This window comes from Bacillus sp. FSL H8-0545 (assembly GCF_038006105.1).
Lineage (GTDB): Bacteria > Bacillota > Bacilli > Bacillales > Bacillaceae_G > Bacillus_A > Bacillus_A cereus_U.
Window position 1 is genome coordinate 3,732,470 of the sequence record NZ_JBBOUO010000001.1, and the last position, 18,665, is coordinate 3,751,134.

An 18,665-nucleotide genomic window follows, 5' to 3' on the forward strand; every position below is an offset into this window, starting at 1 on the left:
AACCACACCTTTCGTAAAAGTTGTATATGAATGATTAGCGACGGCTAATAATGTCGTGACCGTTGCGTAAGTATGTGCTACGAGTGTTTTTCAAGCTTGCGATGCGCTCTTCAGCTAGACGATCTGCTGCTACATAAGTTGCTATGCCATCGCGTTTTGAAATTTCGATTACTTTTGCAATTGTGTCATAAATAGACTCAACACGTTTTAATGCACGTTCTCTATTGTATCCATATAATTCGTCTGCTACGTTAATTACGCCACCTGCATTAATAACATAGTCTGGTGCGTATACAATACCCATTTCATGAATGATGTCGCCGTGACGATCTTCTTTTAATTGGTTATTTGCAGAACCTGCGATTACTTTTGCTTTAAGTTGTGGAATAGTTTCATCATTAACTGTTGCACCTAATGCACATGGTGCGTAAATATCACATTCAACACCGTAAATTTCATTTGGCTCAACTGCTGTTGCACCGAATTCTTCTACTGCACGTTGTACAGCTTCTTTATTAATATCTGTAACAATTAATTTTGCTCCTTCAGCGTGTAAATGTTTGCATAGGTGATATGCTACGTTACCAACACCTTGAATAGAAATTACTCTTCCTTCTAGGTTATCTGTACCGAACGCTTCTTTTGCAGCTGCTTTCATACCACGGTAAACACCGTATGCAGTTACTGGAGATGGGTTACCAGAAGAACCGAATGATGGTGAAATCCCTGTTACAAAATCAGTTTCTTCATGGATAATATCCATATCATCTACTGTTGTACCAACATCTTCAGCTGTAATGTAACGTCCGTTTAGTCCTTGAATGTAGCGTCCTAATGCACGGAACATCGCTTCGCTTTTATCTTTACGTGGATCACCGATAATTACTGTTTTTGCACCACCTAAGTTTAAACCAGCTGCTGCATTTTTGTATGTCATCCCTTTTGCAAGACGCAATGCATCTTCAATCGCCGCTTCTTCAGAATCATATGTCCACATTCTTGTTCCACCAAGAGCTGGTCCAAGTGTTGTATCATGGATTGCAATGATTGCTTTTAAACCAGATTCTTTATCTTGACAAAATACCACTTGCTCATAATCATATTTTTCTAAGTATTCGAAGATTTCTAATGTCATTGTCGTTTCCCCCTAATTGTTTTACCCTATTTGGTTTATTTTGAAGCAGTCGCAACTGCCAATGCTAATGAATATACTTTTGTTTCTGCTGAATCAGCACGTGATGTTAAAACAATCGGTGCTTTAGCGCCAGCAATCATCGCTCCTACCTTTGCATTTGCAAAATAGACGAGTGATTTATATAGCACATTTCCAGCTTCAATCGTTGGGACGAGTAAAATGTCTGCCTTACCTGCTACATCACTTACTATGCCTTTATGTTCTGCTGCAATTTGTGATACTGCATTATCTAAAGCAAGTGGTCCATCAACGACACAATTTTTAATTTGTCCGCGGCGATTCATTTGAGTTAACATCGCTGCATCAATTGTCGCTTGCATCGCAGGATTAACAACCTCTACCGCTGCAATTGGCGCTACCTTTGGCAAATCAATTCCTATTGCCTGGGCAACTTCTACAGTATTTTGTATAATAGCAGCTTTTTGTGTTACATCAGGTGCAATGTTCATCGCTGCGTCTGTAACAAAAATAAGACGATCGTAATTTGGAACTTCAAACGCTGCAACATGTGAAAGCACGCTGCCCTTACGAAGTCCCCACTCTTTATTTAATACAGCTTTCAAAATATTTGCTGTTGGGATGTTCCCCTTCATTAGTACATCTGCTTCGCCATTGCTTACAGATTTAACAGAAAGTTCTGCAGCCTCAGCACTTGACGCTGCTGCAATCACTTCAATATGTTCTGAAGTTTGTAACCCATGCTCTTGTAGCATCCCTATTATTTTCTCTTGATTTCCATATAGACGAAATTGAGCTAGCTGTAACTTAATTGCTTTCGCTACAGCTTCAATTACTTCATGATCTTCAGCTACTGCTACAGCCACAGTTTTTTTAGGCTGTCCTGCTGCTTGATCAATTAAGTGTTCTAACTTCATATTTTGTAATCAACCCTTTCCGTCGTCCCTCGTCTATTCATTAAGCAAATACCGTGCCAACTTTTAAAAGTGGTCTTACCAATAATGAAAACGCATTCAAAATGCAGTAAAATCAATACTTTAGAAAACAACGAAATATTCTGTCTCGTTTTGTCGCTTTTTGTATACCATGCAATAAATTGCACGGTACGCAATTTATTGCATGCTATTTTTTGCACAGTCGTACTTCTCTAGCTTGTAATATAAGTTTCGAACTGAAATTCCTAACGCTTTTGCAGTCTTCGTTTTGTTCCCCTCAAATTTCTCTAAATATTCACGGATAATATTCCCCTCAAATTCTGTCACTAGGTGTTCAAGGGCCTTCTCTTCTAATTCAGGTAATAAATTATTTTGTTTCGGCTCTACTTGTTCTTCTTTATGTAAAGGCGGTAAATGATGTACATCAATATATATCTCGTTATAATTCATAAAGATAATAGCTCGTCCTAAAATATTTTCAAGTTCCCTAACATTTCCTGGCCATTCATATGATTGTAAATACGAAACGGCTGAATCGGTGAGTCCTTCTACATTACGACCATAATCTTGATTAATTTTTTGAATTAACCTTTCTGCAATCGCTGGTATGTCTCCTTTACGCTGACGAAGGGAAGGAATTTGAATCGGAATTTTATTTAAACGATAATATAAGTCCTCTCTGAACTTCCCTTCTAAAATAGCTTTTTCTAAATTCACATGCGTCGCAGCGATCACTCGAACATTAATAGGTATCGCTTTTGTTCCCCCTACTTTCACAATTTCTTTTTCTTGTAGTACACGAAGGAGCTTCGCTTGCGTATTTGCAGATAACTCTCCGATTTCATCTAAAAAAACACTTCCATTATTCGCTTCTTCAAAGAATCCTCGTTTCCCGCCTCTTTTCGCTCCAGAAAACGCGCCTTCCTCATAACCGAATAATTCACTTTCTAATAAGCTCTCAGAAATAGCAGCACAGTTTACTCGTACAAACTTATTGTATTTTCGATTACTACCGTTATGAATAGCGTGTGCAAATAACTCTTTCCCCGTACCAGATTCCCCTCTAAGCAATACTGTTGCCGGTGTATTCGCTCCAAGTTTTGCTTGTTCAATAGCTGCCGTCGTTTCATCTGAATCACCAACAATATCATCAAATGAATATTTTGCTTCTAACGTTCGAATAATTTGTCTTGCCCTATTCAATTCATTTGTTAACTTTTGAATTTCTGATACATCGCGAATTACCCCGACGCTCCCTTTCAATATTCCATCAACAATAACCGGTGCTACGTTTACAATTACATCTCGCTTTTTTTGCCCAATCTTCATATGTATTCCTCGTACCGCTCGGCGCGTCCGAAGTACTTTCATATGCATACTTTCACCTTCTACAATATCAGTTGTAGCTGGCTTCCCTATAATATCCTCTTCGGTTAAACCCGTTAACTTCGTATAAGCAGGGTTTATAACTAACCCTCTTCCTTTCTCATCAACAACCGAAATCGCTTCCTCAGATGAGTTAATAATCGCCTCAAGTAGCGTTTGAATTTCTTTTAAATCTGTAACTTCTTCCGCTAAATCTACAACTTCTGTAATATCTTTAAAAATCGCAAATGCGCCTTGAACTTCTCCATCTTCTTTTAATATCGGGATACGCGTTGTAATGATCTTATTTTCATTCTCTAACGTCAGTTCATGATTCACTTCTATTTTTTTCGTGCGTATAATACGAAGCAACTTACTCGTTGGAATAACTTCTAAAATATATTTTCCTATCGCCTCTTCTTTCTTATATCCGATAATACGCTCTGCACTTTTATTAAACAGACGAACTTGTCCCTCTTGGTCTATAACAATCATACCGTCGTGCGTAGAATTTAAAATTAAATTCCCTTGTTGCGTCTGTTCTTCTAGCTTCCCAATTAAGCTTTCCTTCTCATGCGCTAGTCTCGTAACAATTTTTGCAATATCCCCTGGTATAAGAAGGGTGTCTTTATGCTTGCTGCCCAATAAAACTTTATGTAAATCATAATCACCTGTCATATCAAACATTACATCAATATGCATAGAAAGAAACGGAGTTACACTATCACCAATCGGAGTCCCATATTCCTTTGCGATTTGTAATCCTTTCGCAATTGGATTAATATCAATAACTCCTATAATTTGAAATATATTCGAATTTTGTAACAGACTCAGCAGTGTACTCCCACCTTCACCCGCTCCAACAATTAGCACCTTTTGTTTCATACATTACACTTCCTCTCGAAGTATCTCTGCAAAATTTTTCACATCCTTATCTTACTCGTTCAGCAATCTCTTGACAAACCCCCTTTTCATATAACATCATTAAAATAAACAAAATAATCTGAAAAGGGGCATTATGTATGCAGCGTTACCTCGCTCTATCATTAGCACTCATCCCGATTTCATTAGCCGTGCTTGGTATTAAACTAATGCGAGATACTGTATTTGGGATTTTATTCTCCCCAATCCCTATATTATGGTTACAATTTTTAATCGGCGCTCTTTGCTTTGCACTCGGGTTTTATATTTTCGGCGGCTTCGTCTTACACAGAGATCGTAAGAGAAATAAAGTACAAGCCCGCTTCAGAAGATAGAACAACGTTTTCACATACCGATAAAAAAATGAGACCATCATATTAGGTCTCATTTTTTATCGGTAATAAAGTTCTTGCTGTTTCAGGATAATCAGTAATAATCGCCGATATGTTCATATCAAAATATTTACGCATAAGCGTTTCTTCATTTATCGTGTAAGGACGAACCTCTACACCACTTTCCATCGTTAATTCAGCGATGGCATCTTGAAGATAACGATAATTCGGATGCACTGCAGTAGCACCCATCTTTTTTGCATATGCCCACGGGCTATGCAAACCTTCACGATACAAAATAGCTGTTTGAATATCAGGAGCCATCATATGGCACCGTTTCATACTATAGTGGTTAAACGAAGAAAATATAACCCGATCCTCCAGACTAAACTTACGTACAAGTGTTATAACCTCTTCTTCTAAACCTCTGTATGGAATTTTATCATTTTTAAGTTCAATATTAAGTAGCAATTGCGTTTTTCCAAGCCACTCCAGTACCTCTTCTAAAAGAGGAATTTTACAAAAACCTACTTTTTCACTAAATTTATAACTTGCATCTAACTTACATAAATCCTCGTATAAATAATTTCGAACAGCACCTTTTCCATTCGTCGTTCGATTCACAGTTTCATCATGAATAACGACAACTTTTCCATCTTTCGTTAATTGAACATCGAGTTCAATTCCGTCTGCCCCGAAAGCCTCTGCTGCTTCAAATGAAATCATTGTATTTTCCGGATACGTTCCCGCCGCACCACGATGCGCAAATATAAGAGTCATCCTCACTCCCCCAATCTTATGCTATACTATACGAAAAAGGAGGTACTTCTATGAGACCATTACAAATTTCTCCAGACACTGCAGTCCGCCTATCAAAAGCGTTAGGTGTTCCACTTGAACAACTTATGCATATGCCACAGCATATTTTAATCCAAAAGTTAGTTGAATTAGAAAAACAAAATAAAGACGAAGAATAATATAGTCCTGTTTTGCAGGGCTTTTTATTATCATCTATTATATCACGGATAACTTACCCACTAAAATTATGAATGCATGGAACAACAAAATAAAAAGCCTCTATAAAGAAGCTTTTTCTACAAATTGCAAATTTTAATTTCCTCCAACCTATTGAAGGTCTCCAGATTTGTGTAATTCACCTGTTTCCATCTCCAAAATTATTTAAAGAAAAAGTTTGCTCTTCTAGCGGATTCATAACTCCTGTAGCTTTTCCGATATTACCACCTTGCAGTTTCCAAAAGTAGTTATGATCGTCCACAACTTTACTAAAGTCTTTGTTTATCCATCTTTCAGCAATCGCTAAAAGTTCTTCTTTCGTTTCAAAATTACTCTCATTTAAGATACTTCTTACTTTTTCAGCATTCTCTTTAGACATCGGGATTGCTCCCCATTTTTGCTCAGCTATTACTTTTTGGTGAGTCATACTATGCATCGCTTTAACTAAGTCTTCTTCAGTAGAATCTTTTGTAATTTGAAGTTTCGCACTTGCGCCACCAATCTCACCAAACTGCGCTTCTTTTTCTTTTGGAACTGTTTTATATTCGCTTGTATCTATTTCAGCACTAGCTTGTTTGTCCGCCGGATTATCTGCAAGTTCTAACATTCCATAAGTTATACCAGCAGTAAGCCCAACTAAGCCTATTGCACATCCAATCCAAATTAAAATTTTCTTTTTCATATAAACCTCCCAATATTCCCTAGTAAATTCCCTAACAAATATCATATCAAGAAATATCCCTTTATAGATAATCTTACTAAATATATGTTTTATTTTCCATATAAATAAATGAATCACCTTTAAATGTGTCATAATCATATTTCTTATGAAATACTACTTCAATATTATCCTTATAACAAAATAAAAGATCAACGAGTGTTTTAAACTCATTGATCTTTTATAAAAAAATTTATTTTGAATATACTAATCTCAGCTAGCCTTATGTTCAAGTCTTAGCTTATCCGCAACCATTGCGATGAACTCGGAATTCGTAGGTTTTGCTTTTGACATGGATACAGTATAACCAAATAAGGACGAAATAGAATCAATATTCCCACGGCTCCAAGCTACTTCAATTGCGTGACGGATTGCGCGCTCGACACGACTTGCTGTTGTATTATATTTCTTTGCGATATCTGGATATAATACTTTCGTAATAGATCCTAGTAATTCGATATCATTGTACACCATAGAGATTGCTTCTCGTAAGTACATATATCCTTTAATATGAGCGGGTACACCAATTTCATGAATGATACTTGTAATACTCGCATCTAAGTTTTTCGGTTTGCCATCAATCGTTGTTGCTGATCGGAAAGATGGTAATGGACGTTTAATGGTAGCATTTTCCTTACCACTAACTTGACGAATATGACTTGTTAAATTCTCCATATCAAATGGTTTTAATATGAAATATGATGCCCCTAAATCAACCGCTTTTTTCGTCACATCTTCTTGTCCGAATGCTGTCAACATAATAACGTTAGGTTGTCTTAACCTTTCAATATGTCGCATTTTCTCTAGCACAGCTAGACCATCTAAATGTGGCATAATAATGTCTAAAACGAGTATATCAGGCTGCTTTTCTTTCAATAAGTTTAAACATTCTTGACCATTGTAAGCAATTCCAATAACTTCCATATCATCCTGAGCAGCAACATAGCTCTCTAGCATCGATACCAATTCTTTATTATCATCCACAAGACATACTTTAATTTTCTCCACAGTTTTTCCTCCCTTACCGAATCGATTCTTCCGACATGTGTAAGCTTCTAGGCTACATGAATTGTTCGACAATTGTGTGAAAATTCCCTTTAAAGTTTCTTACTTTCCGATAAAATCACAAAAAAATATGTTTATCGTTCATTTTTTTCCTTTCGCAACACATTCCATCATAGAATTACAGCGAAACGTTCAACCCTTTGCTTATATTTTACAACAAAAAACAGCTCTTGCGGAGCTTTTACAAAATTTCAACGAATTTTTCAAAAGAAAAGCGAGCTAATATGTATTAGCTCGCTTTTTTCTCTTGATCATAAATATTAATTCCAGCCTCATGTAACATCCATTCAATATGAACACCGTATCCTGACGTTGGATCATTTACAAATACATGTGTAACCGCACCAATTACTTTCCCATTTTGTACAATCGGACTTCCACTCATTCCTTGTACAATGCCACCCGTTTTTGCTAGTAAACGTTTATCTGTCACTTTTATAACCATACCTTTTGTAGCCGGGAACTTTTGTGGTACTGTACTAACAACTTCAATATCAAACGCTTCCACCTTATCTTGATCAATAACTGTTAATATTTTCGCTGGCCCTTCTTTTACTTGATTGGATAATGCGATAGGCATTGCTTTATCCATTATGCCGTTTGTCATATTTGTATTTAATTTCCCAAAAATACCATACGGGCTATTTATTGTAATATTACCAATCACTTCACGATCCGGTGAAAATCTTGCTAATTTTTCTCCCGGGTTCCCGTGACTTCCTCTTTCAATAGACGTTACCGTCGAACGCATAATTTGTCCATCTTCTACTTGAATTGGCTTTTTTGTATCATTATCGGAAATTACATGACCAAGCGCTCCGTATTTCATAGAATCTGGATGTACAAACGTCATCGTTCCGATACCAGCTGCTGAATCACGAATATACAATCCAATTCGGTAAGAAGATTCACCATTGTCTTTTTGTGGTGTTAGCTTAGCACGAATATATTTTCCATCTCTTAATAAAACAAGATTAAGCGGTTCACCTGTTTCTCCACTATTATGAATAAATGGTGCTACATCACTCATTCTTTCAATTGTTTTACCATTGATTTCAGTAATCATATCTCCAATCTGTACACCAGCTGTTTCACCAGGAGATACTTTACCCTTTTCAGTTTGAATTAAATGATGGCCTACAACAAGTACACCTTTTGTGTTCAATTTTACACCAATCGATTGTCCACCTGGAATAACTTTAAAATCTTTTAATACTTTCACATTTACTTTTTTCACTGGAAAACCAGCAAGTTGAAACACCATATCAGCTTCACCATTTTGGTGAGAATTTACCATAAGTTCTTGTTCATTTGAACTTACAGTAAATACATTACGATTTGTAGATGAAGCCTTAAAAACTGGTAATGATGCTATTTCTGATTGTTGTCCTTCAAAAACAACAAGTTGCTTCGGCGATGAAATAAACGTTCGAAGCGGTTTAAAACATCCAATAAAAACTAGAGAAACAAGGAGACAAAGACCTATTATTTTTCGAAATCTTTCTAATTTCAATTTGTTCACTCTCCTCGCTCCTACCCACATTCAGCCTCTTGGCTTCACTTTTTAATCTCTCCTTGCAGTGCTTTATTTATAACCGGAAGAATTAAGAAATCGTCATTTGAGAAAAAAAAGCTATCCATTACTGGATAGCCTCTGCTGTCTGTTTGAAATGATGCGCTTGCGTAAGTAACTCTTTCGCATGCTCTGTCGTTAAATCTGTAATTTCAACACCAGAAATCATTCGAGCAATTTCTGTTACTTTTTCATCCGTACTTAACACAGTAACCGATGTAATCGTCCGATCATTCGCTACTTGTTTTCTAATAAATAAATGCGAGTCCGCCATTGAAGCTACTTGAGGTAAGTGCGTAATACAAAGTACTTGCGAGTTTACTGATACACGATAAATTTTTTCCGCAATAGCCTGCGCAACCCGACCACTCACACCCGTATCCACTTCATCAAAAATAACAGATGCAACACCTTGATGCTTAGAAAAAATGCTTTTTAAAGCTAAAATAATACGAGATAACTCTCCGCCAGAAGCAACCTTTGAAAGTGGCTTTAACGGTTCACCCGGATTCGTTGAAATATAAAATTCCACATGATCGTAGCCATCCGCCGTAAGTTTTACCGGTGTTCCTTCCACGAGAGGTTCTTCTACATTTCCTACCCTCTTCATAATTCTCACTTCAAATTTCGTTTTTTCCATATATAGTTCTTTTAATTCTTGATGAATAGCGCTTGTAAGATGATCCGCAAGCTCATGACGCATAGTACTTAACAACGTTGCTTCTTTTACAATAACACCTTCTAATTTCGTTAACTGCTTTCTCGTCGTTTCAATATGTACGTCTTTATTTTCAATCGTAAAAATTTCTTGTTCAATTTTATCAGCATACGCTAAAATCTCTTCTACAGTATTTCCATACTTTCTCTTTAACATACGGATTTCATTCAAACGTGTTTCAATTTCATCTAGACGTTTCGGATCATATTCCATCATATCTAACTTTTCTCTAAGCTGATATGCAACTTCTTCTAATAAGTAATAACTATTTGCAATGGAATCATGATTTTCTTGATACGCTTCATCTAAGTGCGTAATACTCTCCATTTGTCCCATTGCATTTCTTACGTGATCTAATCCCTGTCCGTCTCCACTTAACGAACGATACGCATCTCCTAATGCTTTATAAATCTTTTCAAAATTGGAGATTTTTAATCGTTCCTCAGTCAATTCATATTCTTCATCCATTTTTAAATCCGCCTTACGAATTTCTTCATGTTGGAATTGAATTAAATCTAGACGATGGGCCATTTGTTGTTCATTTTCACTTAAAGATTTTAGCTGTTTTTTTAACTTCTCATAGTCTGTATATACATTTTGATATATGGCCAATTGTTTAACAATGCGATTTCCATCAAAATGATCAAGCATAAACATATGACGCTCTTCATTCATTAAATCTTGTGTTTCATGCTGTCCATGAATATCAACTAGCGTTTTTCCAATCTCTTTTAATATGCTGAGTGTAACAAGTTTCCCATTTACACGACAGACACTTTTTCCGTTAGCAGCGATGTCACGCTTCAAAATAATCATGCCATCTTCTATTTCTATATCTAACTCTTCTGCCTTTGCGATACATGGATGCTTGGCATCTTCTACATAGAATAATCCTTCTATCTCAGCCTTTTCTGTTCCATATCGAACAAATTCTGCTGAACCACGGCCACCAACAAGCAAACTAATTGCATCAATAATAATGGATTTTCCAGCTCCTGTTTCACCACTTAAAACGGTTAAACCTTTTTGAAAAGAAATATTTAATGCCTCAATAATAGCAAAGTTTCTGATCGATAATTCCGATAACAATGCCCCATTCACCTCGTTATAAACTAATCCCCAATTAAGGGCTTTTCTCAGTATTCTTCATTCAAATAGTTATACTATATGTTTGTATGTATAAATTACTCTTCTAACCCGCTCCATTGTACCAAACATTCGTTTTACGGGTCAATCCACCTATTTTCTAACTTCATTCAAAAAAAATAATGTATTGTATTTGAAAATCCATATTTTTCGCCAATAAAAATATCTTGTTTACTTTCCACTTTACAGAGGAAAGTAAACAAGATTTTTCTGTTACAGCATATTTAAGAAACGATCAGAGACAACACCTGTATCTTCAGGTGTACGGCAAATAATTAAGCAAGTATCATCACCACAAATGGTTCCGACGATCTCATCCCACTCTAAATGATCAATAAGTGCCCCAAGTGAATGAGCGTTACCAGGCAATGTTTTTAGCACAAGCATATGTCCTGCCGTGTCTAATTTTACAAATGAATCCACTAGATTTCGTTTTAATTTTTGCAACGGATTAAATCGTTGATCTGCTGGCAAGCTATATTTATAGCGACCATCATGTAATGGCACCTTCACTAAGTGCAGTTCTTTAATATCGCGCGATACTGTTGCTTGCGTTACATTAAACCCCACATTACGTAAAATATCAACTAGTTCATCTTGTGTTTCAATTTCTTTGTTCGCAATAATTTCCCTGATTTTAATATGGCGCTGACCTTTATTCATACATTTGCACCTCACACTATCTCTTACCATAGTTTAAACATTGGTATACTTCATTTATTTATGTTAACGTATAATCCGTTACTTGTATACAATTGTTTTTACAATAATTATACGATTACAACAAAAAGAGGAACAACATATGTTATTCCCCTTTCCCTTTTTGTTTTAGAACATTATGCGCTTCGGTAACAACTTGTTCAATAGAAACCGGAGAATGATTTTCGCCATTCTCACGCTCACCGTGCCACTTTAGATGAATTAAAAATTCAATATTTCCATCCCCACCTGTAATTGGTGAGAATGTTAAACCTTCGACATTATAGCCTTCCTTAAGAGCAAAATCGACAATCATTTCCACGACAGCTTCATGTACTTTTCTATCACGAACAATGCCTTTTTTCCCGACTTGTTCTCGTCCAGCTTCAAACTGAGGTTTAATCAATGCAGCTACATCACCATTTGGCGTAAGCATTGTTTTTAAAACCGGCAATATAAGCCTTAATGATATAAATGAAACATCAATACTTGCAAACTGCGGTAAACCACGCTCTAAATCTGCCGGTGTCACGTAACGGAAGTTCGTTCGTTCCATCACAACAACACGCTCATCTTGACGCAATTTCCACGCAAGTTGATTATATCCTACATCTAATGCGTAGGATAACTTCGCACCATTTTGAAGCGCACAGTCTGTAAAACCACCAGTTGATGAACCAATATCTATCATAACTTTATCTTGTAAATCAAGTTGAAATGTTTTTAATGCCTTTTCAAGCTTATAACCACCACGGCTTACATACGGCATAACTTGCCCTTTCACCGTAATCTCCGTATCTTGCGAGATTTTCTCCCCTGGCTTATCGAGTCTCATTTCATTCGCATATACAAGACCTGCCATAACAGCACGTTTAGCCTTCTCACGCGTTTCTATAAGTCCTCGCTCTACTAATAGTACATCTACTCTTTCTTTTTTTATGCTCATTTGTTACGCCCTTTTTTGTTTTGATGGAATCATTGTATGAATACGGTCTACAACAGCATCTGTCGTTAAACCAATTTCTTCTAACAGTTTTGTTACACTACCATGCTCTATGAAGCGATCAGGAATACCCATTCGTTCAATTAAAGCACTATGGTATCCGTTCTCAGAAGCAAATTCAACTACTCCCGTTCCAAAGCCACCGATTAAACAAGCCTCTTCAATCGTTAAAATCGGTATATTTCCCCCTAAAAGCTCATGTAAATATGCCTCATCCATCGGTTTAATAAAGCGAGCATTCACTACTTTCACTGATACTCCAGTTTGTTCAAGACGCTCAGCTGCTTCCATTGCCATCGGGATTGTCGTACCAAACGTTAAAATTGCTGCTTGTGTGCCTTCTTTTAACGTTTCCCATGTACCAATTGGAATCGCCTTTAATTCTTCATCCATTTGAACGCCAAGTCCATTGCCGCGTGCATAACGTAAAGCAATCGGTCCATCTTCGTATTGCATCGCTGTATATACTAAATGTTGTCCTTCATTTTCATCTTTCGGCATCATAAGTACCATATTCGGCAAATGACGTAAAAACGAGATGTCAAATACACCTTGATGCGTTTCACCGTCTGCTCCAACTAATCCAGAACGATCTATTCCAATGAAAACATTTAAATTTTGGCGACAAATATCATGAACAACTTGGTCATATGCTCTTTGTAAAAACGTTGAATAAATTGCTAAGAATGGCTTCATTCCTTGCGTTGCCATACCAGCCGCCATTGTTGTAGCATGCTGCTCTGCAATACCTACATCAATCATACGATTCGGAAATTCTTTTTGGAATTTCTCAAGTTTCGATCCAACAGGCATTGCAGGCGTAATTGCAACGATACGTTCATCCGTTCTCGCTAGCTTAAGCACTGTTTCACTAACAACAGCACTCCATGCTGGTGCAACTTCCTTCGGTTTAACGAAGTCACCTGACTCAATTTTGTACGGTCCTGTTCCATGCCAAGTTCCAATAACGTCACTCTCAGCTGGTTTATAACCTTTTCCTTTTTTCGTAATAACATGAACAAGTACTGGGCCTTTTGTTTTCTTTGCATATTGCAACGTTTCGAATAACTTTTCATAATCATGCCCATCGACCGGCCCTAAATATGTAAAGCCTAATTCTTCAAAAAAGACGCCTGATACTAGTAAATATTTTAGACTATCTTTTATTTTCTCTGCTGTCGCAGCAACTTTCCCGCCGACTGCTGGGATTTTCTTCAATATATACTCTAGTTCATCTTTTACCCAATGGTACTTCCCTGCGGTACGTAAACGACCAAGTACATTATGAAGTGCACCGACGTTTGGTGCAATTGACATTTCATTGTCATTCAAAATAACAATCATGTCCGTTTTTTCATGTCCAATATGGTTCAATGCCTCTAAAGCCATTCCGCCTGTTAATGCACCATCCCCAATGATTGGTATAACGTATTCTTCCGTTTTCTTTAAATCACGTGCTAGGGCCATTCCCATTGCAGCAGATAACGACGTGGAACTATGACCAGTTTCCCAAACATCATGCTCACTCTCGCAGCGTTTTGGAAAACCACATAGACCTTGGTACTGCCTTAATGTGCCGAATTCTTTCGCACGCCCTGTTAAAATTTTATGTACATAGGATTGATGTCCTACATCCCATAAAAACTTATCTTTCGGACTATCAAATAATTTATGCAGAGCAATTGTGAGTTCTACTACACCTAAATTAGGTGCAATATGTCCACCTGTTTGAGAGAGCTCTTCAATTAAAAACTTACGAATATCCTCACTCAATCCCTCTAGTTCACTAATAGACATATCTTTCAAAAAACTAGGGTTTTGAATTTGCGTTAGATCCACACGGATCACTCACTTTCATTTCATAATCTGTCAACATGTCAAATATTATAAGAAACATTTACACAACACAAGAAATTCTCTTTCTATTCTTCTTATCTTGTCCTGCTTTCAAAAAACACTTCCATTTTTTTCACTTATCATATTATACATCATATTTCTTTACGCGATGAAAAAAATAGCCGCTAACACGAAGTGATAACGGCAATGTAATCTACATATATTTTTGCCAATAACAAGAAAAGAAAAACCTTTTCCTACAGTTATATCATAAAATGATGAATGACTCAACAAATGAAAACGCTGTTATATTAGTTATTACGTTTTGCGATTAAATCACAAATAGATAGTAAATATTCATCTTGTAATTGCAAGGAGCTAATAGAATCTTTTGCTTTTGTAATTGTCTCCTCTAAAATAGATTTTGCTCTATCTACAGTAAATAACGTCGTATATGTGCTCTTTTCGTTGGAAGCATCACTACCAATCGGTTTTCCAATCTCTTCTTCTGTTCCTTCTACATCCAAAATATCATCTCTAATTTGGAAAGCTAGACCGATATATTTCGCAAATGCAAGTAACTTCTCTTCTTGCTCTTCTGTAGCATCAGAAAGTATTGCCCCTGCAAGTACAGCAAACTCAAGCAGTTTACCTGTCTTATGCTTATGGATGTACTCTAATTCATTAATTGTAAGTCGTTTTCCTTCAGCTTCCATATCTGCCACTTGTCCAGCAACCATTCCTTCAGGTCCTGCTGCTTTCGCAAGCTCAAGTACAAGTCTTACTTTTTTTTCAGCAGAGATTTCTTTTTGCCCATATGCCATAATAACTTGAAAAGCATATGTCAACAAACCATCTCCTGCTAAAACTGCCATTGCTTCACCAAATACTTTATGATTGGTAGGCTTTCCTCGTCTTAGATCATCATCATCCATACAAGGTAAATCATCATGAATTAACGAATATGTATGAATCATTTCAAGGGCACAAGCTGCACCCACTCCAAGATTTCTTTCTTTCCCAAACGCTTGTAACGTTGCAAATAAAAGTAACGGGCGGAGACGTTTCCCACCCGCTTCCAAAGAATATGCCATCGCTTCACGAAGCACATTTGGACATTGTAATTCATTTGCATAGCTTACAAGATTTTCTTCTACGAAAGTTTTACTCTCTTTCAAAAAAGCATCAAAAGCTATATGTGTCACTATGCTTCATCTCCTAAAGCAGTAAACGGTTTAAGCTCTCCATCTTCTCCAAGGATAACTGCCATTTGTTCTTGTACATCTTTCAATTTCTCATCACAAAGCTTAGATAATTCCATGCCTTCTTTAAAATAAGAAATTGCTTCCTCTAAAGGTACATCACCTTGTTCAAGCTTAGAAACGAGATGCTCAAGCTGCGAAATTGCTTCTTCAAAGCTTAACTTATTTTCCATTATTCAATTCACGCTCCTCTATGCTTGATACGCTACAATCTAGTATTCCATCTTGTAATTGAACCGAAACAGCATCTCCAAGGCTAACATCTTTCACGCTTTTTAATACTTGTTTCTCTTCATCGTATACAAGCCCGTACCCTCTCATCATTACTTTAAGCGGGCTTAATACTTCAAGCTTTTGAGCCGCTCTCACAAATACGAATTCCTTCGTTTGAAGTAACGTTTGCATTTCACGTTGCAACTGCTTTTGCAACGTTTCAATTGCCGTTTTCGTTTGTATAATTTTTCGAGATGGGTGGTGCTTTTCTAAATAAAATGAAAGTTGCTTTAATTGATTTACTTTTTTATCTATATAACGCTCTTTCGCTAAAACAAGTTGTTCAAGAGCTCTGTCTAACTGCTCTTCTTTTTGCTCGTACACTTGCCTTGGATAACGGAACGCATAAGATTTTTGTAACACTTGCAGTTTTTCTTCTTTTTTATGTACTCTCTCTCTCATTGCTCTTTGCAATCTCAGAGTTCTTTGTAATACCTTTTCTTGTAACTCTATAATGTTAGGTACCGCCAGCTCAGCTGCTGCAGTCGGTGTTGGTGCACGTAAATCCGCGACAAAATCTGCGATTGTAAAATCCGTTTCATGACCTACAGCTGAAATAATCGGAATCTCACTTGTAAAAATTGCTCTTGCAACTACTTCCTCATTAAAGGCCCATAATTCTTCAATAGAGCCTCCACCACGTCCAACAATTAAAACATCAATATCTCCCATTTCATTCGCTGTACGAATTGCTTGTACAATTGAGGGAGCCGCTGACTCCCCTTGTACAAGTACAGGAAACACAATAACATTTCCAATTGGATAACGACGTTTAATTGTTGTTATAATATCGCGAATTGCTGCTCCTGTTGGCGACGTTATAACACCGATTGTTTTTGCATATGCAGGGATTGGACGCTTATAAACTTGAGAAAACAGCCCTTCTTCTTCTAATCGGACTTTTAATTGTTCATAAGCTAAATGAAGATTTCCAACTCCATCAGGCTGCATGTCTTGAATATAAATTTGATAAGAACCACTCGCCTCGTAAACAGAAATCTTTCCTTTTACAAGTACTTTCATTCCATTTTCCGGTCTGAATTTAATGTTACGATTATGACCCGCAAACATAACCGCTGCAATTCTTGCATTTTCATCTTTCAATGTAAAATACATATGACCACGACTATGATATTTAAAGTTGGAAATTTCTCCTTTTAACCAAACAGACTGTAAATGCGGATCATACTCTATTTTTGTTTTAATATAGCGTGTTAATGCTGTAACGGTTAAATATTGTTTCTCCATTGCTCTCTCCTCATAGCCGATTCAAATTATTGACAAACAACTCCTGCACGCTTTGCAGACTCCACAGTGTTGTGAAGAAGCATTGTAATAGTCATTGGGCCGACTCCTTTTGGCACAGGCGTAATGTAACCTGCAACGTCTAATACATTGTCAAAATCAACATCACCACAAAGTTTGCCTGTTTCTAAACGGTTAACACCAACATCAATTACAACCGCACCTTCTTTAATATAGTCAGCTGTTACCATTTTCGGTCGTCCAACGGCTACGATTAAAATATCAGCTAACTTCGATAATTCTTCTATATTTTGCGTCTTAGAATGACAATATGTGACAGTTGCATTTTCATTTAAAAACAGTTGCCCCACTGGTTTACCAACAATATTACTTCTTCCAATTACAACAACATGCTTTCCAGAAATATCAAGATTCGTTTCTTTTACTAATTCTAAAATGCCATGCGGTGTACATGGAAGGAATGTGTCTTGTCCCGTCATCATACGTCCTACGCTGATTGGGTGAAATCCATCTACATCCTTTTCCGGTGAAATTCTTTCAATGATAGCTTTTTCTTCAATATGTTTTGGTAAAGGCAATTGTACCAATATACCATTAATGCGGTCGTCTCCATTTAAGCGATCGATTTCAGCAAGCAAACGCTCCTCGGTAATCGTTTCAGGAAGTTCAATTAGCTCTGAATAGATTCCTACTTGCTCACAGCCTTTTTCTTTTCCTTTTACATAAGAACGAGATGCTGGATCTTCTCCAATTAAAATAACTGCTAATCCTGGTACAATCCCTTGCTCTTTTAACTTCACAACTTCTTCTTTTAATTGTGCTCGTTTTTTCTCCGCAACTTCATTTCCTTTGATGATTACTGCTACCATTTTAAGTTTCCCCCTTAAAGAAATTACAGTGTATCTTTTATATTAGATAAAACGCCGTTAATAAAACGACGAGATTCCTCATCCCCAAATGTTTTCGCGATTTCAATTGCTTCGTTAATTGTTACATTGTGCGGAATTTCTTCCATGTATTTCATCTCACACACAGCTACACGTAAAATACTGCGATCAACAATACTAATACGCTCAAGCTTCCACTTTTTTAAATTTTGACGAATTGCTGCGTCAATCTCTTCTTTGTTGTCTACAAATCCTACAACAAGTGATTCTAGAAACTCATTTGTTTCTTCGCCTTCATCTAGCGTATTTTCCACCGCTACTTTCGGTTCTAATTCACCTGTAATATCCATTTGGTATAATGCTTGCATTGCTCTTTCTCTAGCCGTCCTACGTTTCATTGTAACTCTCCTTTATACTTCAAGTCTTTCCTTATGTTTTGTTATATTATTATAATTTATAAGCCGTCAATTCACTTACTCTTGCAGTTTTCATTGATTTT

Annotated in this window: 17 protein-coding genes and 1 pseudogene; 2 read left to right on the plus strand and 16 right to left on the minus strand. The window is 36.8% G+C overall.

All coding sequences use genetic code 11. The features are described from left to right. Nucleotides 1–34: 34 nt before the first annotated feature. The 3 genes from MHI07_RS19510 to MHI07_RS19520 all read right to left on the minus strand — a co-directional run bounded on the left by MHI07_RS19510 (nucleotide 35) and on the right by MHI07_RS19520 (nucleotide 4,338). On the minus strand, nucleotides 35–1,135 hold the full coding sequence (locus MHI07_RS19510; RefSeq protein WP_002145827.1) for a leucine dehydrogenase: 1,101 nt from the start codon (nucleotides 1,133–1,135) through the stop codon (nucleotides 35–37). A 35-nt stretch (nucleotides 1,136–1,170) separates the two neighbouring features. Next, nucleotides 1,171–2,070 (minus strand): phosphate butyryltransferase, encoded by a 900-nt coding sequence (gene yqiS / locus MHI07_RS19515; RefSeq protein WP_002033959.1) that lies wholly within the window; start codon nucleotides 2,068–2,070, stop codon nucleotides 1,171–1,173. Between the two features lie 195 nt (nucleotides 2,071–2,265). After that, the gene (locus tag MHI07_RS19520) at nucleotides 2,266–4,338 is read right to left on the minus strand and encodes a sigma-54 interaction domain-containing protein (protein WP_215579622.1); all 2,073 of its coding nucleotides are present in this window, start codon (nucleotides 4,336–4,338) and stop codon (nucleotides 2,266–2,268) included. A 137-nt stretch (nucleotides 4,339–4,475) separates the two neighbouring features. On the opposite strand from MHI07_RS19520, the gene MHI07_RS19525 reads away from it, so the two are divergent. Beyond that, entirely contained in the window at nucleotides 4,476–4,709 is a 234-nt protein-coding gene (locus MHI07_RS19525) for a DUF2627 domain-containing protein (protein WP_002111735.1), read from the plus strand. Nucleotides 4,710–4,751: 42 nt separating this feature from the next. On the opposite strand, the gene MHI07_RS19530 is transcribed toward MHI07_RS19525, so the two are convergent. Beyond that, the gene (locus MHI07_RS19530; RefSeq protein WP_002111737.1) at nucleotides 4,752–5,486 is read right to left on the minus strand and encodes a glycerophosphodiester phosphodiesterase; all 735 of its coding nucleotides are present in this window, start codon (nucleotides 5,484–5,486) and stop codon (nucleotides 4,752–4,754) included. 50 nt (nucleotides 5,487–5,536) lie between these two features. On the opposite strand from MHI07_RS19530, the gene MHI07_RS19535 reads away from it, so the two are divergent. Next, nucleotides 5,537–5,683, plus strand: a complete 147-nt coding sequence (locus MHI07_RS19535; RefSeq protein ID WP_001247671.1) for a YycC family protein — start codon at nucleotides 5,537–5,539, stop codon at nucleotides 5,681–5,683. 148 nt (nucleotides 5,684–5,831) lie between these two features. Here MHI07_RS19535 and MHI07_RS19540 read toward each other — a convergent pair. The 12 genes and pseudogenes from MHI07_RS19540 to nusB form a co-directional block, all read right to left on the minus strand. After that, nucleotides 5,832–6,402, minus strand: a pseudogene (locus MHI07_RS19540) (PRK06770 family protein). Between the two features lie 249 nt (nucleotides 6,403–6,651). After that, nucleotides 6,652–7,446 carry a sporulation transcription factor Spo0A gene (gene spo0A, locus MHI07_RS19545; protein WP_002111741.1) on the minus strand — a complete coding sequence of 265 codons (795 nt, stop codon included), beginning with the start codon at nucleotides 7,444–7,446 and terminating at the stop codon, nucleotides 6,652–6,654. A gap of 286 nt (nucleotides 7,447–7,732) precedes the next feature. Continuing rightward, on the minus strand, nucleotides 7,733–9,025 hold the full coding sequence (spoIVB, locus tag MHI07_RS19550) for a SpoIVB peptidase (RefSeq protein WP_033711018.1): 1,293 nt from the start codon (nucleotides 9,023–9,025) through the stop codon (nucleotides 7,733–7,735). Nucleotides 9,026–9,143: 118 nt separating this feature from the next. After that, entirely contained in the window at nucleotides 9,144–10,883 is a 1,740-nt protein-coding gene (gene recN / locus MHI07_RS19555; RefSeq protein WP_016106127.1) for a DNA repair protein RecN, read from the minus strand. Nucleotides 10,884–11,153: 270 nt separating this feature from the next. Continuing rightward, entirely contained in the window at nucleotides 11,154–11,603 is a 450-nt protein-coding gene (argR, locus tag MHI07_RS19560) for an arginine repressor ArgR (protein ID WP_002015076.1), read from the minus strand. Nucleotides 11,604–11,745: 142 nt separating this feature from the next. After that, complete coding sequence (locus tag MHI07_RS19565) at nucleotides 11,746–12,585, minus strand: TlyA family RNA methyltransferase (RefSeq protein ID WP_215572032.1); 840 nt, start codon at nucleotides 12,583–12,585, stop codon at nucleotides 11,746–11,748. A 3-nt stretch (nucleotides 12,586–12,588) separates the two neighbouring features. Further along, complete coding sequence (dxs, locus tag MHI07_RS19570) at nucleotides 12,589–14,481, minus strand: 1-deoxy-D-xylulose-5-phosphate synthase (RefSeq protein WP_078172837.1); 1,893 nt, start codon at nucleotides 14,479–14,481, stop codon at nucleotides 12,589–12,591. A gap of 308 nt (nucleotides 14,482–14,789) precedes the next feature. Continuing rightward, on the minus strand, nucleotides 14,790–15,683 hold the full coding sequence (gene ispA / locus MHI07_RS19575; protein ID WP_340825760.1) for a (2E,6E)-farnesyl diphosphate synthase: 894 nt from the start codon (nucleotides 15,681–15,683) through the stop codon (nucleotides 14,790–14,792). Then, entirely contained in the window at nucleotides 15,683–15,913 is a 231-nt protein-coding gene (gene xseB, locus MHI07_RS19580) for an exodeoxyribonuclease VII small subunit (RefSeq protein ID WP_000428422.1), read from the minus strand. The genes ispA and xseB overlap by 1 nt, the downstream gene beginning before the upstream one ends. Beyond that, nucleotides 15,903–17,261 carry an exodeoxyribonuclease VII large subunit gene (gene xseA, locus MHI07_RS19585; protein WP_340825762.1) on the minus strand — a complete coding sequence of 453 codons (1,359 nt, stop codon included), beginning with the start codon at nucleotides 17,259–17,261 and terminating at the stop codon, nucleotides 15,903–15,905. The genes xseB and xseA overlap by 11 nt, the downstream gene beginning before the upstream one ends. A gap of 26 nt (nucleotides 17,262–17,287) precedes the next feature. Further along, the gene (gene folD, locus MHI07_RS19590) at nucleotides 17,288–18,148 is read right to left on the minus strand and encodes a bifunctional methylenetetrahydrofolate dehydrogenase/methenyltetrahydrofolate cyclohydrolase FolD (protein ID WP_002160530.1); all 861 of its coding nucleotides are present in this window, start codon (nucleotides 18,146–18,148) and stop codon (nucleotides 17,288–17,290) included. 23 nt (nucleotides 18,149–18,171) lie between these two features. Then, complete coding sequence (nusB, locus tag MHI07_RS19595) at nucleotides 18,172–18,564, minus strand: N utilization substance protein NusB (RefSeq protein ID WP_002067080.1); 393 nt, start codon at nucleotides 18,562–18,564, stop codon at nucleotides 18,172–18,174. Between the last annotated feature and the right edge of the window lie 101 nt (nucleotides 18,565–18,665).